At 69.3% G+C, this 23377-nt stretch carries 24 protein-coding genes (1 of these 24 cut by a window edge); 15 read left to right on the plus strand and 9 right to left on the minus strand.

Going from position 1 to position 23377, the window contains the following annotated elements; genetic code table 11:
* Positions 1-59: 59 nt before the first annotated feature.
* Positions 60-1538: a S41 family peptidase gene (locus tag E5F05_RS19575; protein WP_129120319.1), complete on the plus strand. Its 1479-nt coding sequence runs from the start codon at positions 60-62 to the stop codon at positions 1536-1538.
* An 87-nt stretch (positions 1539-1625) separates the two neighbouring features.
* On the opposite strand, the gene E5F05_RS19580 is transcribed toward E5F05_RS19575, so the two are convergent.
* Positions 1626-4085, minus strand: coding sequence for a phenylalanine--tRNA ligase subunit beta (locus E5F05_RS19580; protein WP_129120320.1), 2460 nt, complete (start codon positions 4083-4085; stop codon positions 1626-1628).
* Between the two features lie 52 nt (positions 4086-4137).
* Positions 4138-5157 (minus strand): phenylalanine--tRNA ligase subunit alpha, encoded by a 1020-nt coding sequence (gene pheS / locus E5F05_RS19585; protein ID WP_129120321.1) that lies wholly within the window; start codon positions 5155-5157, stop codon positions 4138-4140.
* 234 nt (positions 5158-5391) lie between these two features.
* On the opposite strand from pheS, the gene E5F05_RS19590 reads away from it, so the two are divergent.
* The 3 genes from E5F05_RS19590 (at position 5392) to E5F05_RS19600 (ending at position 9239) form a co-directional block, all read left to right on the plus strand.
* Positions 5392-6744, plus strand: a complete 1353-nt coding sequence (locus E5F05_RS19590) for a lamin tail domain-containing protein (RefSeq protein WP_241687241.1) — start codon at positions 5392-5394, stop codon at positions 6742-6744.
* A gap of 66 nt (positions 6745-6810) precedes the next feature.
* The gene (gene glyA / locus E5F05_RS19595) at positions 6811-8034 is read left to right on the plus strand and encodes a serine hydroxymethyltransferase (RefSeq protein ID WP_129120322.1); all 1224 of its coding nucleotides are present in this window, start codon (positions 6811-6813) and stop codon (positions 8032-8034) included.
* An 86-nt stretch (positions 8035-8120) separates the two neighbouring features.
* A complete protein-coding gene (locus E5F05_RS19600) occupies positions 8121-9239 on the plus strand; it encodes an HD-GYP domain-containing protein (protein ID WP_129120323.1) in 1119 nt (372 codons plus the stop codon).
* A 43-nt stretch (positions 9240-9282) separates the two neighbouring features.
* On the opposite strand, the gene E5F05_RS19605 is transcribed toward E5F05_RS19600, so the two are convergent.
* From E5F05_RS19605 to E5F05_RS19615, 3 genes are read right to left on the minus strand one after another with little or no spacing between them, the layout of a single operon-like run.
* Positions 9283-9957 (minus strand): MT-A70 family methyltransferase, encoded by a 675-nt coding sequence (locus E5F05_RS19605; RefSeq protein ID WP_129120324.1) that lies wholly within the window; start codon positions 9955-9957, stop codon positions 9283-9285.
* The gene (locus E5F05_RS19610) at positions 9957-10547 is read right to left on the minus strand and encodes a BglII/BstYI family type II restriction endonuclease (RefSeq protein WP_129120325.1); all 591 of its coding nucleotides are present in this window, start codon (positions 10545-10547) and stop codon (positions 9957-9959) included. Before E5F05_RS19610 ends, E5F05_RS19605 begins: the two co-directional genes overlap by 1 nt.
* Positions 10548-10577: 30 nt before the next feature.
* The gene (locus E5F05_RS19615) at positions 10578-11456 is read right to left on the minus strand and encodes a metallophosphoesterase (RefSeq protein ID WP_129120326.1); all 879 of its coding nucleotides are present in this window, start codon (positions 11454-11456) and stop codon (positions 10578-10580) included.
* A gap of 70 nt (positions 11457-11526) precedes the next feature.
* On the opposite strand from E5F05_RS19615, the gene E5F05_RS19620 reads away from it, so the two are divergent.
* The 4 genes from E5F05_RS19620 to E5F05_RS19635 are packed head-to-tail and all read left to right on the plus strand — an operon-like array spanning position 11527 to position 14241.
* The gene (locus E5F05_RS19620) at positions 11527-11790 is read left to right on the plus strand and encodes a hypothetical protein (RefSeq protein WP_129120327.1); all 264 of its coding nucleotides are present in this window, start codon (positions 11527-11529) and stop codon (positions 11788-11790) included.
* The gene (locus E5F05_RS19625) at positions 11787-12611 is read left to right on the plus strand and encodes a metallophosphoesterase (RefSeq protein ID WP_129120328.1); all 825 of its coding nucleotides are present in this window, start codon (positions 11787-11789) and stop codon (positions 12609-12611) included. The genes E5F05_RS19620 and E5F05_RS19625 overlap by 4 nt, the downstream gene beginning before the upstream one ends.
* Entirely contained in the window at positions 12608-13354 is a 747-nt protein-coding gene (locus E5F05_RS19630; protein ID WP_129120329.1) for a CHAD domain-containing protein, read from the plus strand. The genes E5F05_RS19625 and E5F05_RS19630 overlap by 4 nt, the downstream gene beginning before the upstream one ends.
* On the plus strand, positions 13351-14241 hold the full coding sequence (locus E5F05_RS19635; protein WP_129120330.1) for a cation diffusion facilitator family transporter: 891 nt from the start codon (positions 13351-13353) through the stop codon (positions 14239-14241). Before E5F05_RS19630 ends, E5F05_RS19635 begins: the two co-directional genes overlap by 4 nt.
* A 53-nt stretch (positions 14242-14294) precedes the next feature.
* Here the strand turns inward: E5F05_RS19635 and E5F05_RS19640 are convergent, their stop codons facing one another.
* Together E5F05_RS19640 and E5F05_RS19645 are read right to left on the minus strand one after the other, a co-directional pair.
* Positions 14295-14909 (minus strand): hypothetical protein, encoded by a 615-nt coding sequence (locus E5F05_RS19640; RefSeq protein ID WP_129120331.1) that lies wholly within the window; start codon positions 14907-14909, stop codon positions 14295-14297.
* A gap of 75 nt (positions 14910-14984) precedes the next feature.
* Positions 14985-15608, minus strand: coding sequence for a nucleotidyltransferase family protein (locus E5F05_RS19645; RefSeq protein WP_129120332.1), 624 nt, complete (start codon positions 15606-15608; stop codon positions 14985-14987).
* Positions 15609-15697: 89 nt separating this feature from the next.
* Here E5F05_RS19645 and E5F05_RS19650 point away from each other — a divergent pair, with 89 nt between their 5' ends.
* From E5F05_RS19650 to E5F05_RS19665, 4 genes are all read left to right on the plus strand, one after another.
* Positions 15698-16162: an SRPBCC family protein gene (locus E5F05_RS19650; protein WP_129120333.1), complete on the plus strand. Its 465-nt coding sequence runs from the start codon at positions 15698-15700 to the stop codon at positions 16160-16162.
* Between the two features lie 7 nt (positions 16163-16169).
* The gene (locus E5F05_RS19655) at positions 16170-17036 is read left to right on the plus strand and encodes an AAA family ATPase (RefSeq protein ID WP_129120334.1); all 867 of its coding nucleotides are present in this window, start codon (positions 16170-16172) and stop codon (positions 17034-17036) included.
* A complete protein-coding gene (locus E5F05_RS19660; protein ID WP_129120335.1) occupies positions 17033-18253 on the plus strand; it encodes a vWA domain-containing protein in 1221 nt (406 codons plus the stop codon). Before E5F05_RS19655 ends, E5F05_RS19660 begins: the two co-directional genes overlap by 4 nt.
* 137 nt (positions 18254-18390) lie before the next feature.
* Positions 18391-19656, plus strand: coding sequence for an erythromycin esterase family protein (locus E5F05_RS19665; RefSeq protein ID WP_241687242.1), 1266 nt, complete (start codon positions 18391-18393; stop codon positions 19654-19656).
* Positions 19657-19767: 111 nt separating this feature from the next.
* On the opposite strand, the gene E5F05_RS19670 is transcribed toward E5F05_RS19665, so the two are convergent.
* Complete coding sequence (locus E5F05_RS19670) at positions 19768-20973, minus strand: NAD(P)/FAD-dependent oxidoreductase (protein WP_129120336.1); 1206 nt, start codon at positions 20971-20973, stop codon at positions 19768-19770.
* Positions 20974-21085: 112 nt separating this feature from the next.
* Positions 21086-21325: a hypothetical protein gene (locus E5F05_RS19675; RefSeq protein WP_129120337.1), complete on the minus strand. Its 240-nt coding sequence runs from the start codon at positions 21323-21325 to the stop codon at positions 21086-21088.
* A gap of 97 nt (positions 21326-21422) precedes the next feature.
* Between E5F05_RS19675 and E5F05_RS19680 the strand changes: the two genes are divergently transcribed.
* The 3 genes from E5F05_RS19680 to sufU all read left to right on the plus strand — a co-directional run.
* Positions 21423-21659, plus strand: a complete 237-nt coding sequence (locus E5F05_RS19680; RefSeq protein ID WP_129120338.1) for a hypothetical protein — start codon at positions 21423-21425, stop codon at positions 21657-21659.
* Between the two features lie 165 nt (positions 21660-21824).
* On the plus strand, positions 21825-23018 hold the full coding sequence (locus E5F05_RS19685) for a M20 family metallopeptidase (RefSeq protein ID WP_129120339.1): 1194 nt from the start codon (positions 21825-21827) through the stop codon (positions 23016-23018).
* 5 nt (positions 23019-23023) lie between these two features.
* A protein-coding gene (sufU, locus tag E5F05_RS19690) for a Fe-S cluster assembly sulfur transfer protein SufU (RefSeq protein ID WP_129120340.1) crosses the window boundary here: on the plus strand, positions 23024-23377 show its 5' portion. 69 nt of this gene lie beyond the right edge of the window; the window shows 354 of its 423 coding nt (coding positions 1-354); its start codon is at positions 23024-23026; the stop codon falls past the right edge of the window.

Consider the following 23377-nt stretch of genomic DNA (forward strand, 5'->3'; position numbering starts at 1 on the left):
CCAGCAGGCATTTGTGGCCCACCAAGTTCCCATCCGCCCGGAGCAGAATGGGAAGACCCATGAACGCCAATCCGCGCCGCATTCCGGCTTCCCGCCAGCCGGTCCGCCGTGTCTCCGCGCTGCTCGCCGCCGCGACCCTGCTCACGTCCGGGCTGTTCGGCTCCGCCACCCTCGCCCAGTCCAGCCTGCCCCAGCTCAGCCAGTCCCAGTCCAGCCTGTCCCGGCTCGCTGCCGCCGGGACCGCAGAACCCCCGATTCGTTCGGAACAGATCGGCGCGGCCCAGTCCAATCAGGCCCAGTCCGGTCAGGCCGGGTCCAGTCAGGCGGCGCAGGTGGTGTCGCCCGCCCAGGCGATCTTCGACGAGGTCAATGACCTGCTGCACGACGAGTACGGCGGCCTGTCCACCGTGGACCGCACAGCCCTGACCCGCGAGTATCAGGGGCGGCTGGACGCGGTCTGTGCCCCCACACCGGCCACCTGCGCGGCCGAGAAGGCCTATCCGGTGGTGGAAGCCGAGGTGACCGCGCTGGGCGACGAACACACCTTCTTCCAGACGCCGGAGGATTTTCAGGACTTCCTGGCGAGCGCCACGGGCGGCAACCGCAGGCAGTTCGGCGTCAAGCTCGCGCGGCTGGACGGCGAGAACCGGGTGGTGCTGGAGGTCGTGCCGCAGAGCGCCGCCGAGGAGGCCGGGCTGACGCGCGGCGACGTGCTGCTGACCCTGGACGGCAAACCCTACACCTACGACGCGCTGCGGGACGCGCGGCTGGCGGGACGCACGATCACGCTGGGGGTGGAACGGGGCGGGCAGCCGCTGACGGTGGCCCTGACCTCGCGCGACAGCAGCACCCTCGACCTGCCGCGGCTGAGCTTTACCGGCCCGCAGAACACGGTCGCGGTGCTGCGGATTCCCAGCTTCCTGCCGAGCGGCAGCGTGGCGCAGCGCGTGCATGACCTCGTCGCGGAGGCCCGCCAGCGCGGGGCGCAGGGCATCGTGGTGGACCTGCGCGGCAACCCGGGCGGCAGCCTGGCCGACTGCGACAGCGCCGTGAGCGCCTTTGTCCCCAGCTTCATGCGGGTGGCGCACACCGCCGACGGCGAGGTGGCCACGCTGGTGCAGCAGGGCCTGCGGATGGAAAACGGGCGGAACGCCGGGAGTGTCCGCAACCCGCAGCTCTGGACCGGCCCGCTCACCGTGCTGGTTGATCACGGCAGCGCCTCGTGCAGCGAATTCTTCGCCTACGAGGTCCAGTACGCCAAGCGCGGCCCGGTCATCGGGGAGGCGACGGCGGGCGTGGGCAACACCGCCACGCGCATCTTTCCGGTGGGTGAGGACGCCGCCTTGCAGCTCACGATCCTGCACTACACCAAGCAGGGCGGCCAGCCCTACCCGGTCCGCGTGACCCCCGACCAGCTTCACGCCGAAACCGAGGACGACGTGCGGCTGCTCACGCACGGGCAGGACACCCTCCTGGCCCTGGGCGTGCAGGCCCTGGCCACCGCGCCGACCATCGCGCAGAACCTGACCCAGCCCTGAAGCCCACCCCCAGCCAACCACAGGCGGGCAAACTGGATGAGCGCCAGTTTGCCCCTTTTCCTGCCACTGTTCTGACGGAAAGGACCGCTACTTCTCGCGGATGCTCCAGCCCTGCGCCCGCACCGCCTGAATCAGCCGGTCCATCACCGGGTCCACCTCGGCGTCGGTCAGCGTTTTCTGGCCCCGGAAGACCAGCCGTACGGCCACGCTGCGCTGCCCCTCCGGAATCGGGGCGCCCACGTACACGTCGAAGGGTTCGACGCTTTCGAGCAGGTCGCCCGCCTCGCGCCGGAGCAGGGCGGCGATGTCACCGTAGCTGACCGCGTCGGGGGCGATCACGGCCAGGTCGCGCCAGGCGGCGGGGGCACGGCTGGGGTCACGGAAAGCCCAGGGGCGGCCCGGCAGCGGCAGGGCGACTTCCAGCAGGAAGGTGTCCCCCTTCAGCCCGAATTCCTGCGCGATCTCGGGGTGGAGGGCACCCAGCCAGCCGATACCCTGCCCGTTCCACACGACCTCGCCCGCGATGCCGGGGTGGAGGGCGGGGGGCACCGCGTCGCCGCGTACCTGCCGGATGTCCAACTCCGCGCCCAGGCTGGCCGCCAGCGCCCCCACCAGCCCCTTGAAGACGCCGAACGACCCGGCCACGCCCGGCGCGTGCGTCTGCGGCGCCAGGGGACCCCGCATCAGCAGGCCCAGGCGCTCCTCCTCGCCGCTGGCCGGGAAGATGCGCCCGATCTCGAAGAGCAGCACGCGCTCGCCTTTGGGGTGAACCTGCGCGGCCTTCAGCAGACTGGGATAGAGGGCCGTCCGCATCCCGGTCCGGTCGGCGGTCAGGGGATTGCGCAGGCGCACGCCGGGGCGCTCGCTGCGGGCTTTCCCCGCCTCCTCGTCGCTGGTGAAGGTGTAGGTGACGACCTCCTGAAAGCCCAGTCCGCTGAGGGTCCGGCGCAGGGTCGCGCGTTCCTGGCTGGCCTGCTCGGCGCCGAGGTTGCTGGTGTGGACACGCAGGGTCGGCAGCGTCTCGGGCAGGTGGGCGTAGCCGTGCAGGCGGGCCACCTCCTCCGCCACGTCCTGCCAGATGCTCATGTCCACACGCCAGGAGGGGGGCGTGACGGTCAGGCGGTCGCCTTCCCGCTCCACGCGGCACCCCAGGCGATGGAGAATGTCCACCATCTCGTCGGTGCTGATCTCCATGCCGAGCAGCGCGCGAATCTGGTCGCCCGTCACCTCGATGGGGCCGGGCACCTCCGGCTGACCGACGAGGGTCGCGCCGGGGTCCGGCTGCCCGCCGCCGGACTGCGCGAGCAGGCCCGCCACCCGGTTCGCGCCGCGCGGGGCCAGGAGGGGGTCCACGCCGCGCTCGTAGCGGTACACCGCGTCGGTCTTGAGGCCCAGGCGCGTACTCGTGCGGCGCAACAAGACCGGGTCGAAGTGGGCCGACTCGATCACCACGTCCGAGGTGTCGGCCCGTACGTGCCCATGTTCGCCGCCCACGATCCCCGCGATGCCCAGCACACCCTGGCCCGGCTTCGGCTGGCCCGCCGTGGCGAAGGCCTCCGCCACGGTGGGAATCCTCACCTCGCGCCCGTCGAGGATCAGCAGGTCTTCCGGGCCGACGGTGTGTTCATTGCCCAGCAGGTCGCGCACGATCTCGCCCTGGCGTAGCCCGAAGGCCACGAGGATCTGGTCGTCCGTCACGTCGCGGCGGTCGTACAGCGCGGTCGGCTGGCCGAGTTCCAGCATCACGTAGTTGCTGGTGTCCACGATCAGGTCGATGGGGCGCATCCCGCTCAGGGTCAGGCGGCGCTGCATCCAGAGGGGAGAAGGGCCGTTCTGCACGCCGTTCACTGTGCGGGCGGCGAAGTAATCGCAGCCAAACCGGATTTTCTGTGAGGGATCGCGCTCCAGGGTCACGCCACGCGGCGGCAGGCTCACCCGAATCTCGCCCTCGCCGCTGGGCTGCGGTCCGGCTTCCGGCTCGACAAGTTGCAGCTTCAGAAAGGCCGCGAGGTCACGGGCGAGGCCGAGGGCGCTCAGCACGTCCCCGCGGTTGGGCGTGACTTCCACGTCCAGTACATGATCAGCAGCCCACAGGTCACGCATCGGCGTTCCAGGCTTTGCCGTCCCCGCCGCGAACAGCATCAACCCCGCGCTCGTCTCACCGATGCCGAGTTCCTTCGCGCTGGCGGCCATGCCCCAGGATTCGACGCCCTGCATGGAGCGGATGCCGTACTCCACGTCCCCCAGCCTTGTGCCCGGCGTGACGAGGGCGACCATCGTCCCGGCGGGGAGGTGGGCGGCGTTGGGGGCACCGGAGGCAATGGTCTTTGTGCCGTGTGGCCCCACGTCCAGCGTCAGCTTCGTCAGTTGCGTGCCCTCAATGGGTTCGGCGGCGGTGACGGCAGCCAGGAGGACACCTTCAGGGGGGGCGGGGACTTCCTCGATGCCCTCCAGCGGAAGGCCCATGTTGGCGAGGATGGGTTCGAGGTCGTGAACGGGGGGAAGCTGGGGGACAAGTTCTTGGAGCCAGGAGTAGGGGAGTTTCATGGGAACCTCGGGAGGGAGGAGGAAAAGGGCGTCGCGGCGACAGTCGGACCGTTCACCCCAGCTCCCCCCGGAACTGCCCGATCACCCTCGGGTCATTCGCGTAGAAATACCGAATGTCCGGAATCCCGTACTTCAGCATCGCGATCCGCTCCGGCCCCAGCCCGAAAGCGAAGCCGGTCTTGCCCTCGTAGACGCGCGGTTTACCCTGCTGCTCGCGCAGGTCGTCCACGGCCTTGAAGACGTTGGGGTGGACCATGCCGCAGCCACCCAGTTCCAGCCACTTGCTCTCACCGCGCGGGTTGTCCCACCAGACGGCGAAGTCGGCGCCGGGTTCGACGAAGGGGTAATAGGAGGGCTGGAAGCGCACCTTCGCGCTGGGGCCGTACAGACCGCGCGCCATCTCGGCGATGGTGCCCTTGAGGTCGGCCATGCTGATCCCGTCGCCCACCACCAGACCTTCGAGCTGGTGGAACATGCTCTCGTGGGTGGCGTCAGTGGCCTCGTAGCGGTAGACCTTGCCGCGCACCACGATCTTGAGGGGCGGCTCGTGGTCCACCATGTAGCGCACCTGCATCGGGCTGGTGTGGGTCCGCAGCAATCGCCCGTCTTCCAGCCAGAAGGTGTCTTGCAGGTCGCGGGCGGGGTGGTACCAGGGCACGTTCAGCGCCTCGAAGTTGTAATGCTCGTCCTCGACTTCCGGCCCCTCGACCACCGCGTACCCCATCCGCTCGTAGATACGGATCAGGTCGTCGTACACGCGGCTGATGGGGTGCAGGCCGCCCGCCGGGAGACTCAAACCGGGCAGGGTCACGTCGATGGCCTCCGAGGCGAGCTTGGCGTCGAGGGCGGCGCGTTTCAGCACCGCCTCGCGTTCGGTCAGTGCCGCGTCGATGGCCTGCCGCAGCGCGTTGATCTCGGCGCCCCGGCTCTTGCGTTCCTCGGGGGGGAGCTTGCCGAGGGAACCGAGTTCCTTCGTGACGAGGCCGCTCTTGCCCACGTAGCGCGTCTTGACGGCTTGCAGGGTGTCGAGGTCGGGGGCTTCCTGGATGGCTTGCAGGGCTTCTTCTCTCATGGTGTCTCCGGTCGGAATAAAAAATCCCCGCCTCAGCAAAGGGCGGGGTGTCGCGCGGCGCCTGAAAATCAGACGGGCGTGCCCCACCAGCCGCTAAACGGCGAAGGTGTACCGGCGTGGGGCGTCATGCCGTCCAGGGTAACGGGCGGGGGAGGGAGGGTCAAGGCGGCGCGCTGACGGTCGGCTGACGGGGCCATCACTCCGCCATTACAGGTCGGGTGGCAGGGTGGGGGCGTGACTCCCTCGAAGCGACTGCCCGCGCTCCTGAGCCTCGCCCTGACCCTGGCCGCCTGTGGAACGGCACCCCAGGCTGGCCCGGACACGGCCCATACAGCCCTGACTTCCCTCGCGGCGACGGGTGAGCCGGTCATCAATGAGCTGTACTACGACTCTCCCAGCACCGACGCGGGCACGTTCATCGAGCTGAAGGGTCCGGCGGGCAAGAGCCTGAGCGGGTACACGCTGGCGGCCTACGACACGGCGGGCACGCAGTACCGCACGATCACGCTATCGGGCACGATTCCGGCCAGCGGGTACTTCGTGGTGGCGCAGGACACGACGGTGGCGAACCGGAACCTGGTGAACGCGGGCGCGGACCTGAACAACGGCAGCGCCAGCCTGCGCCTGCTGAAGTCGGGCACCGTGATCGACGCGGTGGCCTACGGGACCCCCAGCGTGAGCCGCGGCGAGGGCACGCCTGCTCCGACAACCGGCGCGGGGTCGGCCCTGGCCCGCGTGCCCGACGGGCAGGACACGGGCGCGAACAGCGCGGACTTCAGGGTGCAGGCCGCCACCGCGGGCACGGCCAACGGCGGCAGCGCCCCGGCCTCCAAGACCGTGCTGTTCGACCTCACCAAGCATGAGGACGCCGGGAATGCCGACTGGCGCATCGACGGCGCGTACAGCGACTACGCGGCGGCGCTGCGGGGCCTGGGCTACACGGTGCAGACGCTGACGGGCACGGCGATCACGTCCGCTGCCCTGAGCGGGGCGCGCGTGCTGGTGATCGCCGAACCGCAGAATCCCTTCTCCGACAGCGAGCGCGCGGCCCTCCAGAGCTTCGTGCAGGGCGGCGGGGGCCTGTTCATGATCAGCGACCACCGCGATTCCGACCGCGACAACGACGGCTGGGACAGCCCAGAAGCCTTCGACGGTTGGGACGGCAGCACACCCGCCAGCGTGAGCAGCAGCCTCCAGCGCAGCCTGGACAGCGACACGCTGTTCGGCCTGCGGCATTCCTTCAACTCCAGCTTCAACGATCCCGTCTACACCGCCACGCCCACCAGCAGCACGCACCCCATCGTGGTCGGCGGCGCGGGCAGCGGGGACGACGTGGCGAGCGCGGGCGTGTACGTGGGCACCAGCATCGACGTGCTGGGCGGCACCGGCGTTCTGGGCACGGGCGGCAAGACCTACCTGGGTGTGAACACGGTGGGATCGGGCCGCGTGGCCGCCTGGGGCGACACCAGCACCTTCAGTGACGGGACCTTCAGCGACGGCACCACCAGCCAGTACCAGAACTGGGGGAACCTCAGCAACGCGAACCTGGGGAAGAACGTGGTGCGCTGGCTGGCGGGGGACCTGTAACCCAGCCCGTCCCCACTGCTGAGACAGCCTCCCCTCCGCGTGTGACAGTGGTGTTACCGTACGTCCATGACCACCGCCGACAAACCCGCCGTCCGTGACACGGCTGTCTTCGACCTGATCGCGCAGGAGGCCGAGCGCCAGCGCGTGGGGCTGGAGCTGATCGCCTCCGAGAACTTCACGTCCGCCGAGGTGCGGGCCGCGCAGGGCAGTGTCCTGACCAACAAGTACGCGGAGGGCTACCCCGGCAAACGCTGGTACGGCGGCTGCGAGGTGGTGGACGAGGTGGAACGCCTCGCCATCGAGCGCGTCAAGGAACTGTTCGGGGCAGAGTGGGCCAACGTCCAGCCGCACTCGGGCAGCAGCGCGAACCTGGCCGTCTACAACGCGCTGCTGGAACCGGGGGACATCGTGCTGGGCATGGACCTCTCGCACGGGGGGCACCTGACACACGGCAGCCCGGTGAACTTCTCGGGCCTGCGCTACCAGATCGTCGGGTACAAGGTGAACCCCGAGACGGAACGTATCGATATGGAAGAGGTGCGTCGCCTCGCGCACGAGCACAAGCCGAAGATGATCATCGCGGGGGCGAGTGCCTACAGCCGCATCATCGACTTCGCGGCCTTCCGCGAGATCGCGGACGAGGTGGGGGCGCTGCTGTTCGCGGACATCGCCCATATCGCGGGCCTGATCGCGGCGGGGGTGCATCCGAACGCGTTGCCGCACGCGCACGTCGTCGCCAGCACGACGCACAAGACCCTGCGCGGGCCGCGCGGCGGCGTGATCCTCAGCAATGACCCGGAGATCGGCGCCAAGATCGACCGGGCCGTCTTCCCCGGCTACCAGGGCGGGCCGCTGGAACACGTGATCGCCGCGAAGGCCGTCGCCTTCTGGGAAGCCCTCCAGCCCGAGTTCAAGGAATACGCCGCGCAGATCATCAAGAACGCGCAGGCGTTGGCGCAGGCCTTTCAGGACAGGGGCTACCGCGTCGTGTCGGGCGGCACCGACAACCACCTCCTCGTGCTGGACCTGCGCCCGCAGGGGCTGAACGGGACCAAGGCGACCAGGCGGCTCGACGCCAACGACATCACCATCAGCAAATCCACGCTGCCCTACGACACCGAAAAGATTCTGCACGGCGGCGGCATCCGCATCGGCACGCCCGCCGTCACCACGCGCGGGATGAAGGAGGGGGACATGCAGACCGTCGCCGACCTGATCGACCGCGCGCTGAAGGGCGAGGACGTGAAGGCCGAGGTCCACGCCTTCGCCGGGGGCTTTCCCATTCCCTGAACCCAGCCGAGGAACCGACCCCCGGGGCCACCTGGGGGATTTGTTTTGCCAGATTTTTGTGAGATTTCTCAAGTTAAGTTCATACCATGACCGCCTTCCCCTTCGCTGGCGAGGTGCCGACCGCCCCGCATGACCTGTCGCTGCACCTGACACGTCTGGGCCTGACGGCGCCCGATCTGGGGAGCGCGATGCAGCCCGTACTGGACGTGCTGGTGAGCCGGACGGCGGCGGTGGGCGCGGGGTACTTTCAGTTGCGGGACACCACGCTGGCCTACCACGCGCGGGCGGCCAGCGGGGACATGCCACAGGGGCCTCTGATGGAGGCGCTGCTGGCGCACGGCCTGCCACCGGAACTGCCGCTGGTGGGCGCGCTGCGGGAGGCGGGAAGCGTGCTGTTCTTCGAGGACACGCGCGCCCATCCGCACGCGGCGGGCTTTGCCGACCTGGGCGTGCTGGCGCTGACCGCCGCGCCTGTCTGCGACCAGGGGGGGCGGCTGGTGGGGGCGCTGCTGTCACACGTGTTCACGCCGCACGCCTGGAGCGGGGAGGAGCGGCGGCTGGTGGGCACCATCACCGGCCTGCTGACGCTGCTGGCCGCGCGTCTGGATGCCGAGGAGCGCGAGCGGGACGCCCACGAGAGTGCCCTGCGTGCGCTCGGCCTGATGCTGGAGGCCAGAGACGCCGAGACGCACGGGCACACCGACCGGGTGACCGCGCTGGCGCTGCGCCTGGGCCGCGCCCTGGGCCTCAGCGAGACGGAACTGCGCGACCTGCGCTGGGGCGCGTACCTGCATGACATCGGCAAGATCGGCATTCCCGACGAGGTCCTGCACTGCCCCGGTACGCTGGACGCCGCGGCCCGCGCCCGGATGCAGGGCCACGTCACCGAGGGGGCGCGGCTGGCGGCACAACTGCCCTTCCTCTCCCGCGCGGCGCTCGACGTGATCGCCGGGCACCACGAGTGCTGGGACGGCAGCGGTTACCCCTGCGGCCTCGCGGGCGAGGCGATTCCCCTGCACGCCCGCATCTTCGCCGCCTGCGACGTGTACGACGCCCTGATCAGCGTCCGGCCCTACAAACGGGCCTGGCCCCACGCGGAAGCCGCCGCGCACCTGGCGCGGTGCAGCGGCACCCACTTCGACCCGGCGGTCGTGACAGCACTGCTGCGCGTGCTGGACGAGGAAGCGCCAGCGGCAAGCGCGTGACGGGGGGTTGCGCTGAGGGCGTGCCCGGTCCCACACCAGTTACTCAATCGTTGGCATGCTCCAGAGGCGCAGAGGGAAGCAGCAACGGTTCTACGGACAGGGCCTGTGACCGGGAATGGTTACTGTATGTCTCCCAGGTGGGTGTGTACGCCTCATCCGCCTGGTTGCCCCAGACCGTCCAGCCAGGGCGGGTGCCCCGCGCAAACAGTTCCAGATAGGGGCCAGGGCTGCACGCCTCGATCAGTTCGTACTGCTCGTCGGGCTTGCGGGAATGCTCGCGCTTCTGTGTCTTGAGGATATTGACCTGTCGTCGGCCCGGCGCGAGCGTGCGGGCACCCTTGCCACGCACGCCAAACAGGATGATCTCCGTTGTGTTGCGAAAATAAAAGCCTACCCCGCGCCCATCCGGTTCACCGTCCTTGCGGACTTTGTGCCAGATCAGGTTGGTCTTGTACGTGAATCCCCAGGCGCTCATGACCTCCAGCCCCTCGGGCAGCAGGGCATTCGGCACCCACAGGTAGAGGTGAGCGGTGGGGGCCGCCGCGTCCGCAACCGGAATGGCCTTGATCGCCTCCAGCCCCAGGGTCGGGTAGCGGCTGAGGCGGTGATGTTCAGGGGCGACCTTGCCGGTCCGGTTGATGAACTGCCAGGGGGGATCAGCCAGAATGGTCGCGTACTTTCCCTGCACGTCCCGGCGAAAGTCCTCGGCCGCCGACATCAGCAGTCCTCCGCGTAAACACGCTCGCTGATCCCGATGACGAGAATGGGGCAGCCCGCGCCACTCCCGCCCTCGATACGGGGCAGCAGTTTGCTCATATGCGTGGTACTCATGCCGTAACTGCTTCCCCGCCCGAGCCGGTTGAAGATGGTTTGCAGATGGTCGCAGCGCGTGATGATGACCCCCACGCTGATAGCCCGCAGGTCAAACAGCAACCGGAAGTTGTTCAGGTCACGGTCGAAGAAGGGATCTTTGTTGTTCCATTCGACTTCGAGTGCGACCCGGTTCTTGAAGCAGTCCACCTTATGCGTGGGGCTGTCCTTCTGAACACCGTCCACCGTGACCGCCGTGTCGAACTTTTTCTCACGCCAGCCCCGGGCGACCAGAAAGCGGTCGATGGCGTCGGCGACGCGGCTCTTGTTGCCCCCGCCCGAGGTGATCCAGGACTGACAGAGCCGGAAGTCGTCCAGCAGGGCCAGCAGATCGTTCCACTCGGCAGGAAAGTCAGTGGCGAGGATGGCGCAGGCGTGCTTCCACTCATGCACCTCGTACTTCTCGCGGAGGTGGTCGGGGATCAGATCAAGTGCCACAACGAATCACGTTCACAGGGTACTGCCCTCTCACCCCGCCAGCGTCAGCACCGTCACCTCCGGCGCGCAGAGGTTCCGCAGCGGCACGCCGCTGGTCCCCAGGCCCCGGCTGACATAGGCGGGCGTGCCGTACGCGCCGCGCACCCAGCCCAGCGCGTACCGCTGCCCGTAGCGGCTGGGGACGACGGGGGCGCCGATCAGCGGCAGCCGGATCTGCCCACCGTGCGTGTGCCCGCACAGGACCAGCCCCGCCGGGCCGGGCAACTCGGGGAGGAGGTCGGGGTTGTGGCTGAGCAGCAGCGTGGCCCTTTCCCCTGCGCCCGCGAGGGCCGCCCCCGCATCAGGTCGCCCGAACCAGAAATCGTCCACCCCCCCCACCCACAGGTCATCGCGGACGGCGCGGCCCGCGTCACGCAGGATGGTGACGCCCGCGCGGGCGAACGCCGCCGCGAGTTCCTGTCGCCGCCCCTGCCAGTCGGGTCGGGCCGCGCCGCGCCCGTGGGCGTCGGGAAGTCCAAAACTCCCGTAGTCATGGTTGCCCCACACGCCGTACACGCCCAGCGGCGCGTGCAGGCGGGCGAGTTCGGTCAGCAGCGGTGTGGGGTCGCCGTCCGGGCGGATGTCCAGAAAATCGCCGCCCAGCAGGATCAGGTCGGGGCGTTCGGCGTTCGCGGCGTCCACCCAGGCGCGGACGCTACCCCCGAAGACATACAGCCCGTAATGCAGATCGGTCAGGAAGGCGACCCGCAGCGGCGCGCGCAGGCCCGGCAACGTGGCCCGCTCGCGCACCACCTCGAAGCGGGCGGCCTGGGCCAGACCGGCGCCGCCCAGGGTCCCCAGGGCCAGGCCGCCCCCCAGCAGCCCCCGCAGCACGCGGCGGCGGGTCAGGTTCGGAGCGGCAGGGGTCATAGCCGTAAGGTAGCGTTCAGGCGTGAGATCACCGTCCGCCAAAAGGTGCAGCGCGGCGTACACTGCGCCCATGACGTGGGCGGGTGACCTTCTGGTGGTGGATGTGCTGGACGAGGACGCGGGCCTCGCGGATGTGGAGGACGCGCGGGGCCGCACGTATCAGCTCCCCGCCGAGTGGTTGCCGGACGTGCGGGACGGCGCGGCCTACCGGGTGACGGTCACCGGGGGGGGCGTGACCTTTACCCCGGACCCCGACGGCGCGCGGCTGCTCCGTGAGCGGAGCAAACAGACGCTCCTCGACTTCTCGGACGAACCGGGCGCGGAGAACCTGTGATTCGGCCCGTCGTCATCATCCCGGACCTGCACGGGCGCGCGGACCTGCTGGCGGAGGCGGCGGCGTACGTGGAGGCGGTCCACGGCCCGGACGCCCACCTGCTGAGCCTGGGGGACGTGATCGACCGGGGACCGCAGAGTCTGGAGTGCGCGGCGCTGCTGCTGGACCTGCACCGCCAGGGCCGCGCGACCCTGCTGATGGGCAACCACGAGCGCATGGCGCAAGAAGGCCTGCAATGGTTCCGCCAGTACCTCGCCTCACGCGACCCCGCCGACTACCGCCGGGCGCTGGAAGGCTTCGGCTGGTGGATGGGCAACGGCGGCGAGAGCGTGCGCCGCGAGGCGGGCGGCCTGACCCTGGAGCAGTTCCCCCAGGTGCTGGCCGAGTACCTCGACGCGCTGGGCCGGGTGGTGTACGTGACGGCGGACGGCGAACTGCACCGGACGCCGCCCGAGGAAGCGAGCGTGCTGGTCGCGCACGCCAGTCCCCCGGTGCCGCACCGGCAGTACCCCAGCCCCGAGTCGGCGGCGCTGTGGCTGCGGCCCTTCGATGGACCGTTCCCACTGCCCGAGGGCGTGACGTACAGCGTGCACGGACACACGCCCGTCCGCGTCCCGGTGCGGCTGGGCCGCCACGTGTACCTCGACCTGGGGGCCTACGAAACCGGGCAACTGGCCCTGCTGGCCGTGAACGTCACGGGGCGGCCCGAGGTCACGGTGCTGGAGGGGCGCGGCGATCCGGGCGCGGCGCGCCGCTATCCCCTGTTCGGAGAACCGCTGCCCACCCAGACCGTCACCCTGACGGGGAGGCGCCAGGGATGAGCCAGCGCAGCCGGGCGGCCCGGCGCCTCAAGACCCTGTGGGACGACCTGCGCGCGGGCGACCCCCAGGCCGTCCACGCGGCCCGCAAGCTCACCCGGCGGGCCCAGGCGGAACTGCGGGTGGCGGACGCGGGCAGGAAAACCGAGCGGGCCTGGCGCGACCTGCGCCGCGCCGCCGCCCCCCTGCGCGATCACGACGTGGCGGGCGGGCACCTGCGGGACGCGCTGGCCGAACTGGGCGTCCCCGAAGACACCCTCGCCTACTTCGACCGGACCTGGGCCGAGCGGCGGGCGGCGCTGCTGGCGCGGACCGACTGGCCCGGGCGCCCGCCCGCCTTCGACCTGCATTCGGGCTGGAAGGGCCGGGCACGGCGGCTGATCGAGCAGGACGGCCGGAAGCTCCTGCGGGACGGCGAGGCCACGCTGGCCGGGGACGACCCGGAACAGTGGCACGCCTGGCGCAAACGCCTGAAGCGTTACCGCTACACGTTGAGCCTGCTGGGCGAGGTGCCGCCCGTGGTGACCGACACGCTGGAGGCGCTGGGCCGCCTTCAGGACGCCGAGGTGGTGCTGGGCCTCCTGCACGCCGACCCCGACCTCCTGCGCTATGAACGTGACCGCCTGATCGCCCGCGAGGAGGCCGCGCGGCAGGAGGCGCGGGCACGGGTGCGCGAGCTGTTCCCGGCGCTGGCCGAGCAGCTCTCCGGGCCAGCGGAGCAGGACGGGGAGAAGGCCGGGGCGTGAGCGAACACGGCCACACCCACGGGGCGAATGCCAACGCCCGCCAGCTCCGTATCGCGCTGGCCCTGACCGGCGCGTTCCTGGTGGTGGAGGTCATCTACGGCTTCCTGTCGCATAGCCTCGCGCTGCTCTCGGACGCGGGGCACATGCTCACGGATGTGGCGGCGCTGGCCCTCTCGCTCCTCGCCATCCGCCTGGGACAGCGGCCCGCCGACCGCCAGCGCACCTTCGGCTACCGCCGCACCGAGATTCTGGCGGCGGCGCTGAACGCCGGGGCGCTCTTTGCCATCGGGATTTACATTCTGGTCGAGGCCTACCAGCGGTTGCGGGAGCCGGTGGCGGTGCAGACCACGCCGATGCTGATCGTGGCGGTGCTGGGCCTGCTCGTGAACCTGATCAGCGCCCGCATCCTGGCGGGGGGCAGTGAAGGCAGCCTGAACGTGAAGTCCGCGTACCTCGAAGTCCTGGGCGACCTGCTGGGGTCCGTCGCCGTGATCGTCGGGGCGCTCGTGATCCGCTTTACCGGCCTGACCTGGGTGGACCCGGTGCTGGGTGCGCTGATCGGCCTATGGGTGCTGCCGCGCACCTGGACGCTGCTCAAGGCCAGCGTGAACGTGCTGCTCGAAGGCGTGCCGGAGGGCCTCGACCTGGATAACCTACGGGCGGACCTGCGCGCCCTCCCCGGCGTGCAGGAGGTCCACGACCTGCACGTCTGGAGCGTGACCAGCGCCGAACACAACCTCACCGCCCACCTCGTCAGCGCCGAGGCCCCGGCCACCCTGCTGGCCGAGGTGCACGAGATCGCGGAACGCTACGGAATCGAACACGTGACGGTGCAGGTGGAACCGGAGGGCGTCCACGCGGGTCATGAGGGGCATCTGCACCCGTGAGCTTTTGCGTCCTTCTTTTGAGGGACCTAAAAACTGTAGATCATAGACCGTTCTTACTTGCTTTCGGCATACATGCCCAACCTTTGTGTCTTGGCCAATTCAGCCGCGCTTGCCAACTCTCCCTCATACGGACCCTTGCTCTTAATAGGGAGGGCAAGACCTCGCTCTACCAGTATAATATTTATCAAGTTATTACCCAGCCACAAAAATACTTCTTTCTGCCCACCCACCGAATACTCACCCGTCGCTTCTACATTTACGATGGAGGCAGGTGGAACCAACCAGCCTAGCAGGCGGGCCACACTCACTTCCTGACCTGGAGCAATGACAATCCCTGAGAGTTTTATTTCTTCTGGCCCACCATTCATAATGCCTTTAATAATGAGGCCATCAGTCGATTCAGAAACCCGAAATGGGGTGATTTTAGCAGGAACTGTGAGGTGACGCGCCGTAAGCATCTCCCTCACTGTAATTGGGTTGTCAAAGATGCCCGCGCGTGGCTGGAGAGATCGAATATAATCTTGCGCCGCCTGTGCCTCTCGCGGCTTTGACATATCGAAACACACTTGCTGTCGTTGCCCAGCAACCAAGTCCTTATAGAAGCATTGCAACTGCGCTGATGCGGTAGAGGCAATAATGGCGAGGGCCAGCGTAGCCAGTTTCCTCATGACCCCCACCTTAACCACTCTCACTTGCCATAGAGCGCCAATTTGACCACCACCCCCACTTGGGGGCATTGTCCTCTACCCCGCCCCCTCCAGCCGCGCCAGGTCCTCCGGCGTGTCCACATCGGCCAGCAGGGCGGCGGGAAACCGCAGCGTCACGGCCTCTTTCGCGCATTGCCGCAGCAGCGTTCGCGGGCCGTGGTCGGCATCGGGCAATTCGCGCAGGGCGGGGAACAGGTCGGCGCGGAACAGGTGGGGCGGGGCGCGGACAGCCTCTCCCTCTTCCCCATATTCGGCCAGCACCAGGGGCACACCGGAAGCGCGGAAGGCGGCCAGCAGGCGCGCGTGAACCTCGCCGGTCAGCAGCGGCATATCGGCCAGCGCGAAGTGGGCGGCCCCCAGGCCTGCGGGCAGGGCCGAGGCCGCTACCCGGAAGGACCCCGCGAGGCCCCGCGCCGGGTCGGGATTCTCGGCAAAAGTGAAGGGGAGCCCCCGCAGCGCCGCCCGGACCCCCTCTCCCACCTCGCCTGGTGGGACGGCTGCCAGCAGAAGGTCAAAGCCACCTTCCGCCAGCGCGAGAGCGGCGCGACGCACCAGCGGCACCCCGTGCAGGGTGGCGAGCTGCTTGGGCCGCCCCATCCGCGTGCCCCGGCCAGCGGCGAGCAGCACGCCCGCGACCGGGCCGGAGGAAGGTTGGCGCATGGTTGGAGTCTATCCACCCCGGGGCCGCCCCAGGTGGGGCAGAATGGGGAGAGAGGTCCCAGAACCCGGCTTCTCCCCAGGAGGTCCCCATGAAACTGAGTTACAGCGGTCAGGAACAGGTCAAGGCACCCCCGGCGGCGGTCTGGGCTTTCGTGCAGGACCCCGAACGGGTGGCCCGCTGCCTGCCGGACGTGCAGGACGTCGTGGTGCATGACCAGAACCATATGGACGCGACCGTGCAGGTCGGCGTGGGGATGGTGCGCGGCAAATTCAAGTTCCGAATCGAGGTGCAGCCGGACGAGGCGCAAAACCGCGTAAACGTGAAGGTGCAGGGCGGCGGCCTGGGCAGCGTGGTGGACCTGACGGCGGGCGCGAAGGTCATCGACAACGGGGACGGCACCACCACCCTCGACTGGACCGGCGACGCGACCATGCGCGGCCCGGTGGCGACGGTGGGCGGGCGCGTCCTGGACGCCCAGGCACAGAAACTCATCCAGCGGACCTTCCAGAACATGAGCGCGCAGGTGGAGGCCCGCGCGGGAACCCTGGCGTGAGGCCGGGGTGACCCAGCCCCCTCCCCCCTCCGACCTGCGGGCGGCCTTCCGCGCACGGGGGTACGTGGCGGGAGATGCCCTCGTCACGGCCCTGCGGCTGGTGGTGGCGCTGGGCAAACCGCTGCTGCTCGAAGGCCCGGCGGGCGTCGGCAAGACCGAGGCGGCCAAGACGCTGGCAGGCGCCCTGGGCACCCGCCTGATCCGCCTCCAGTGTTACGAGGGGCTGGACGCGCAGGCCGCGCTGTACGAGTGGAACTATGCCCGCCAGCTCCTGCACCTGCGCGCCGCCGAGGTGGGCGGGCGAGCCGTCAGCGACGCCGACCTTTACGGCCCGCAGTTCCTGATGCAGCGTCCCCTCCTGGAAGCGATCCGCCAGGAGGTGCCGCCCGTCCTCCTGATCGACGAGGTGGACCGCGCCGACGACGCTTTCGAGGCCTTTTTGCTCGAACTGCTGGCCGAATGGCAGGTGACGGTGCCGGAACTGGGTACGCTGACCGCCACCGCCCGCCCCCACGTCCTGCTGACCAGCAACCGCGCCCGCGAACTGAGCGACGCGCTGAGGCGCCGCTGCCTCTACCTGTGGGTGGATTACCCCACGCAGGCGCAGGAGCTGGAGATCGTGCGGGCACGCCTCCCCGGCATCCAGGAGACGCTGGCGGCCCAGGTCACGCGGGCGGTTCACGCCCTGCGCGAGCTGCCGCTGGGCAAGCCGCCGGGCGTAGCGGAGACGCTCGACTGGGCCGCCGCGCTGGTCGCCCTGCACCGCGACTGGCTTGATGCGGAGGCGCTGGACCTCACGCTGGGGGCGGTGCTGAAGCTGCACGAGGATCAGCGGCTGGCCCGCCCGACCCTGACCAGGCTCGCCGCCCCGTGACCGTCCCCGCACCCGCCGACCTGAGCGCACGGATGGCGGCCTTTGTCGCGCACCTGCGCGCCTCGCACGGCTTCCGGGTCGGGCCGGGCGAGGCGACGGCGGCTCTGCAAGCCCTGGACGCGGTGGACCTGGGCCAGCCCCGCGAGGTCCGCGACGCCCTGCGGGCCGTGCTGACTGCCCGCCGCGAGGAAGTTCCTGTCTTTGACGCGGCCTTCGACACCTTCTTTCGCCTACCCGGGGCGCCACCCCCGCCCCGGTTGCCTCCCCTGCTCCCGCGGACGGACGCCCCCCTGCCCCCTCCCCCACCTGCGCGGCAGGGCGAGGCGGACAAGGAACGGCGCGTCCCCGGTCAGTCCCAGGCGGAAGGGGTGAAGGAGGAAACGGGGACCTCCACCGCCCGCCCCACGCCTGAGCGCGAGACGGAGGGCGAACCGGAGAGCCTGCCCCAGCTTCTCACCGCCCGCCTGAGTCCGAACGCGGGGACAGGAGGCCGGGTGGACGCGCCGGGCGACGACCTGCCGGAGCTGCTGCGGGCGGCGGGGACACTGGTGCGGGCCGTGGAACTGGGGCGGGCCCGGCGGCTGACGCCCCAGACACGCGGCCCCAGGCTGGACGCGCGGCGCACCCTGCGGGCAGCCGCTCGGACGGCGGGCGATCCCATCCGGCTGCGCTGGCTGGGCCGCCCCCGCCGTGCTCCCCGCTTCCTGCTGGTGCTGGACGGCAGCCGCAGCATGGGCCAGAGTGCGGCGCTGCTGCTGCGCTTTGCCTTTGCCCTGCACCTGCGGGCGCGGCGGGTGGAGGTCTACGCCTTCAGCACCGGCCTCACGCGCCTGACGCCCCTGCTGCGCGCGGCGGGGCCCGGCGAAGCCCTGCGCCTCCCCGACCTGGGTGATGCCTGGGGCGGCGGCACCCGCATCGGGGAAAACCTGCTGCGGCTGGCCCGCGAGGAACGCGCCCGCGTGAACCGTGACACGGTGGTCCTGATTCTCAGCGACGGCCTCGACACCGGTGACCCGGAGGTGCTGTCCCGCGCCCTGCGTGACCTGGCCGCACGGGCGGGCCTGCTGGTCTGGCTCTCGCCGCTGGCCGCCCTGTCCGGTTACCAGCCCATCCAGCGGGCGGTGCGGGCCGCCCTGCCGCATCTGGACGCCTTTCTGCCCGCCGGGGGAACAGGCGACCTGGCCGCGCTGGGACGGCGGCTGCGGGGCAAGTCCTAAGTGCCTTTCTTAACGGCTAACCCCTAACTCCTGCCCAGGGGTTAGGGAATATTCAAGCCCCTGGTAGATCACCCTGGATTGTAGGATGAAGGCTCAATGAATAAAACCCCGTAAGAGTCCTCACATCCTGCACAGGGATGCTGATGGGGCCAGAGCGGGTGCGCCCTGTGGCAAAGGAGCAGATCATGCCAGATCAAACCCCGCTTCAGGTCGGCTGGGACATGACCGAGCCACGTGCTGCCCTCTCTGCGTTCCTGGGCACCTTGCCCACCACGCCGCGACTCCTGGCCCTGGGGGAACCGACTCATGGCCTTGACGCCTTCCCTGCCTGGCGCAACCGTATCTTCCGCACGCTGGTCGAGGATCACGGCTTCCGTTCCATCGCCCTTGAAAGTGACATCATCGCTGGCCTGCGGGTGAATGCCTCCGTCACAGCGGGCCCAGAACCGGTGGATGAAGTCATGCAAACAGGCTTCAGCCACGGCTTCGGCGCCATAAAGGCCAACCGGGCACTGGCCGAGTGGATGAGGGACTTCAATGCGGGCCGCGAACCCGAGGGCCACCTGCGCTTCTATGGCTTCGACGCGCCCCTGGAAAATCTGTGGGCGGCCAGTCCCCGTGTCAGCCTGCTCGCCCTGCACGCTTTCCTGACCACGCATCTGGGCGGGTTACCCGTGGACACGACTACCCTGGAACACCTCTGTGGTGAAGACGCCCGCTGGACCAACCCGGCGGCCGCCCTGGATGCGGCGCAATCCATCGGCAACAGCGACGAGGCACGGCAACTCCGGCTCCTGGCCGACAACCTTTCCAGCCTCTTGCAAACCGAAACGCCGGGACTGGCCGCGCAACCAGATTTCTGGGAAGCGCAGTTGCACGCCCGCACGGCGACCGGCCTCCTTCGTTATCATGCCGTGATCGCCGATCCCGCACCCACCCGCGTGGCGCGAATGCTGTCGCTGCGTGACCTGATGATGGCCGACAATCTCAGCGCCATTGCCGAGCGTGAACAGGAGCGGGGGCCGACACTCGTGTTCGCCCATAACGCCCACCTGCAACGTCAGATCAGCGCGATGAAGGTGAGAGGCAGGCGCCTGGAGTGGTGGAGTGCCGGGGCGCACGTCAGCACCCGTCTCGGCCAGCAATACGCCTTCATTGCCAGTGACCTCGGCACAGCGCCCGAAAAAGGCATTGGGGAACCGGCCCTGGACACGTTGGAAGGCGCTCTGATGCAGCTCGCCTTTCCGGTCACGCTTTGCCGCTCCCAGAAATTGGCCGCTGCACTGCCGGAATCCCTGGCAAAGAGAGCGGACGTTCCTCTTCAGGCCGGTTACTTCCCCCTTGGAGGGCAACACTTACGCCTCACGGACGGCGTACTCTTCATAAAGAACGTGACGAACTGAGCAGGTCAAGGTCGCGTTCCAAATGGGCGAAGGCTGGTGCCGAGGCAGGCACCGGGGCGGGTCAGGCAACGCCGGAACCGTCCGGAACGACTCCTGCCCACTCCCTCCCCCTCACCGGTCCAGCCGGAAAATCCGCATGTCCGGCACCGCCCGCCCCAGGATGTGCTCCGTCAGCATCCGCGCCGCCTGCACGCTGTAGGTAATGCCGTTTCCCCCATACCCCAGCGCGAACAGCAGACACGGACTGCCCGGCTTCGGCCCGATGAACGCCAGCCCGTCCTGCGTCTCCCCGAAGGTGCCCGCCCACGCGAAGGCGACTTCCGTCTTCAGATAAGGGAAGAGTTGTTCCAGCCTGCCTTCCAGACGGCGCTGTTTGTCCGGCAGCACCCGCTCACGGCGGGCGGGGTTGTCGTGGTCGTCGTCCTCCCCGCCGATCAGGATGCGGCCGTCAGAGGTGGTGCGGGCATAGAGGTAAGGGCGGGCAGTTTCCCAGATCAGGCACCCGGTCGGCCAGGGCTGCTGTCCCCCGGCGAGCGGTTCGGTCACCAGCGCGTAGGTGTCCTTGAGCTGCGCCAGCCGCCTGCCAGCAAAACGTTCCGCCTCATACCCCGCCGCCACAATCACATATCTGGCCTGGACGCGGGCCGCGCGGCTCGTGTGGGCCGTGTACCCGCTGGCGCTCTCGTCGAGGTGCGTGACCTCGGTGCGGTCGTGAATGCGCGCGCCCCGCGCCTGGGCCCGCCAGAGCAGGTGCTGCGCGAGGCGGTAGGGGTCCACCTCCGCGCCCGCCGGGCTGAAGAGGGCGGCGGGCGCGGTGAGGCCAAAGCGTTCCTTCACCTCCTCCGCACCCAGAAATTCCACCTCCAGCCCGGCGCGGGTGCGGGCGGCGTGTTCCTCCCGCAGCATCCGCGCGTCCTCGGGGTTGGAAGCGTAGTAGAGGCTGCCGGGCCGGGCAAAGCCGCAGTCGTCCGGCAGCTCGCGTGTGAGTGCCCCGATCTGGTCGATGGCCTCCCGGCAGAGCTGGTAGGCCCTCTCGGCGTCGTGCTGACCGATCATGCGCGTCAGGTCCACCAGATTGGTGTCGATCTCGTATTGCAACAGGGCCGTGCTGGCGCTGGTGCTGCCGAAGGCGGCGTCGCGGCGGTCCAGCACCACCACGTCCAGCCCCGCCCCCGTCAGCGCGTCGGCCAGCAGCGCCCCGGTGATGCCCGCGCCGATCACCAGCACGTCGGCACGTTCGTCCGCCAGCAGGGGCGGATAGGTGTGCATCAGGCCGTTCTTGAGAGGCCAGAAGGCCGTGCCGCTGCGGAGGTCCATATCCTCCGACTCTAGCTGGCCCAGCCGTCACCCCGCACCGAAGTTCAGGAAACCCGGAAGGCGGCAGAAGACAACGCCCCGGCATTCGGACCAGGGCGCATCGGGTGAGAATTCAGAACCAGCGGCGGCGGGCCTTCGGCTTCCCACCCAGTCGGCGCTCGGCCTGCCCCAGCAGGAAGTCGAGGGCGCGGTCACGCTTGCGGAGCTTGGTGTACTTGCCGCGCTTGGCCTTCTGGTTGCGGCGGATCAGGCTGATGAGTTCGAGCGCGATGGGCGCGTAGACCAGCCACTTGCTGAATTTGCCGGAGGTGGCTTTGTTGGCGGTTTTGCTGGAGGAGGGGCGGCTTTTCATGCCTGTTATTACGACACTCCCGGCAGAAAAGTTGCTGAGGGGCAGCTCAGGGCATTTCACTTTCCCCGCTTCCAGGCTGGGGAACGCTCCGCGCGGCGTGAAGCACGGCCAGGGCGTCGACTTTGCCCCGCGCGCCCAGCAGGTGCCCGTGTGCGGCCAGCAGGTGCGCGGCGTAACGGGGGATTTCGCCCTCCTGGGCATGACGGGCAGCGGTGCGGAGATGCGCGGCGGCACCCTGCCAACTCTATTCGGCCAGTTCCTGCGCGGCCTGGAGGGCTTCGGCGGCGGCCTGCGGGCGAAGGTCCGGCATGCCCCCAGTGTGACCGATTCGTGAACGCCCGCGAAGGACAGCCGGAGAGTCAAACCGTCGAACTGTCTGACCCTCTGACCGCTCAAAGCCTCGTCTTGCTCCGGCTTCTCCAGCGGTTCGACTGTTCGGCCGTCAGACAGTTTGACCCTTCCTGCCGCCTTCTGTGGGAAGCCGGGCGTAGACTGAGGCATGACACAAACGGTGGACCCGGTGGCAACCCTCCGTGACCAGCTCGTCGCGTGGCGGCGGCACCTGCACATGAACCCGGAGGTGGGCTTCGAGGAACACGAGACGGCGGCCTACATCGAGGGCGAGCTGCGGAAGATGCCTGCTCTCACCGTGACCCGCCCCACGGCCACCAGCGTTCTCGCCGTGCTGAAGGGCGGCCAGCCTGGACGCACGGTCCTGCTGCGGGCCGACATCGACGCGCTGCCCATCGAGGAGGAGAACACCTTCGCGTTCAAATCCCGGAAGCCGGGCGTGATGCACGCCTGCGGGCACGACGGGCACACGGCCATCCTGCTGGGCGTGGCAAAACTCCTCTCCGAACATCCGGAGGACGTGCCGGGCGAGGTCCGGATGATCTTCCAGCACGCCGAGGAGGTCGGGCCGGGCGGCGCCGAGGAACTGGTGATGGAGACGGACCTGATGCGGGGCGTGGACGTGGTGACGGGGCTGCACCTCAACAGCCAGCTCCCGGCCGGGCTGGTCAGCGTGAAGCCGGGCGCCTTCATGGCCGCGCCCGACAGCCTGTACCTCACCATCCAGGGCAAGGGCGGGCACGGCGCGCACCCCGAGCAGACGGTGGACCCCATCGCGGTGGGCGCGCAGGTCGTCACCAACCTTCAGCACGTGGTCAGCCGCAACGTGGCGGCGCTGGACGCGCTGGTGGTCAGCATCACCTACTTCCAGAGCGGCACCACGCACAACGTCATCCCGGATACGGCGGTCCTCCAGGGCACGGTGCGGACCTTCGACCCGGAGTTGCGCCAGCGCGCGCCGGAGCTGATCGAGCGCGTGATCAAGGGCATCACCGAGGCGCACGGCGCGACCTACGAGCTGAAGTACGAGTTCGGTTACCGGCCCGTGATCAACACCGACTGGGTGGCCGAGCAACTGAAGGAGATCGCGCTGGAGACGGTGGGGGAAGAGCATTACCAAGACGCGCAGCCCACGATGGGCGGCGAGGATTTCAGCGCGTACCTGGAAAAGGCCCCCGGCGCGTACTTCAACGTCGGCTCGGGCAGCGACCCTGCGGACAGCCGCTGGCCGCATCACCACCCCCGTTTCACCATCGACGAGGCCAGCCTGGAAACGGGCGTGCGGATGCTCCACGCCGCCGCGCTGCGCCTGACGCTGCCGGAGCCGGGCCCGCAGGAGTAGGGCGGATGCTCCCCGAAACCCTCGCCCGGCAGATCATCAGCGATCACGGCCAGCACCCACGCGGCCAGGGGGAGATCGCGGGCGCGCCGCACGCCGCGCTGGACAATCCCGGCTGCGGCGATCATGTGACGGTCTGGGCAAGGGTGGAAGGCGGACGACTGGCCGAGCTCCGCTTTACCGGACGCGGCTGCGCGATCAGCCAGGCCAGCGCCAGCCTGATGACGCTGGCCCTGACCGGCAAACCGCTGGACGAAGTTCGCGCCCTCGCCACCCGTTACCGCGCGATGGTGATGGGGGAGGCGCCGCCCGATCCCGTTCTGGGTGACCTCGTGGCGCTCTCGGGCGTGAGCCGACTGCAT

Source organism: Deinococcus metallilatus, from assembly GCF_004758605.1.
GTDB classification, from domain to species: Bacteria; Deinococcota; Deinococci; order Deinococcales; family Deinococcaceae; genus Deinococcus; species Deinococcus metallilatus.

What these genes read in the sequence shown, in the direction of transcription:
- E5F05_RS19605 (WP_129120324.1), bottom strand. Translation starts at nt 9,957, where the DNA reads ATGTCGGCGGCCGAGGACTTTCGCCGGGACGTGCAGGGAAAGTACGCG.
- E5F05_RS19615 (WP_129120326.1), bottom strand. Translation starts at nt 11,456, where the DNA reads ATGACCCCTGCCGCTCCGAACCTGACCCGCCGCCGCGTGCTGCGGGGG.
- E5F05_RS19650 (WP_129120333.1), top strand. Translation starts at nt 15,698, where the DNA reads ATGAAACTGAGTTACAGCGGTCAGGAACAGGTCAAGGCACCCCCGGCG.
- pheS (WP_129120321.1), bottom strand. Translation starts at nt 5,157, where the DNA reads ATGAGAGAAGAAGCCCTGCAAGCCATCCAGGAAGCCCCCGACCTCGAC.
- E5F05_RS19645 (WP_129120332.1), bottom strand. Translation starts at nt 15,608, where the DNA reads ATGCGCCAACCTTCCTCCGGCCCGGTCGCGGGCGTGCTGCTCGCCGCT.
- E5F05_RS19670 (WP_129120336.1), bottom strand. Translation starts at nt 20,973, where the DNA reads ATGGACCTCCGCAGCGGCACGGCCTTCTGGCCTCTCAAGAACGGCCTG.
- glyA (WP_129120322.1), top strand. Translation starts at nt 6,811, where the DNA reads ATGACCACCGCCGACAAACCCGCCGTCCGTGACACGGCTGTCTTCGAC.
- E5F05_RS19575 (WP_129120319.1), top strand. Translation starts at nt 60, where the DNA reads ATGAACGCCAATCCGCGCCGCATTCCGGCTTCCCGCCAGCCGGTCCGC.
- E5F05_RS19620 (WP_129120327.1), top strand. Translation starts at nt 11,527, where the DNA reads ATGACGTGGGCGGGTGACCTTCTGGTGGTGGATGTGCTGGACGAGGAC.
- E5F05_RS19600 (WP_129120323.1), top strand. Translation starts at nt 8,121, where the DNA reads ATGACCGCCTTCCCCTTCGCTGGCGAGGTGCCGACCGCCCCGCATGAC.
- E5F05_RS19675 (WP_129120337.1), bottom strand. Translation starts at nt 21,325, where the DNA reads ATGAAAAGCCGCCCCTCCTCCAGCAAAACCGCCAACAAAGCCACCTCC.
- E5F05_RS19630 (WP_129120329.1), top strand. Translation starts at nt 12,608, where the DNA reads ATGAGCCAGCGCAGCCGGGCGGCCCGGCGCCTCAAGACCCTGTGGGAC.
- E5F05_RS19685 (WP_129120339.1), top strand. Translation starts at nt 21,825, where the DNA reads ATGACACAAACGGTGGACCCGGTGGCAACCCTCCGTGACCAGCTCGTC.
- E5F05_RS19580 (WP_129120320.1), bottom strand. Translation starts at nt 4,085, where the DNA reads ATGAAACTCCCCTACTCCTGGCTCCAAGAACTTGTCCCCCAGCTTCCC.
- E5F05_RS19640 (WP_129120331.1), bottom strand. Translation starts at nt 14,909, where the DNA reads ATGAGGAAACTGGCTACGCTGGCCCTCGCCATTATTGCCTCTACCGCA.
- E5F05_RS19665 (WP_241687242.1), top strand. Translation starts at nt 18,391, where the DNA reads ATGCTGATGGGGCCAGAGCGGGTGCGCCCTGTGGCAAAGGAGCAGATC.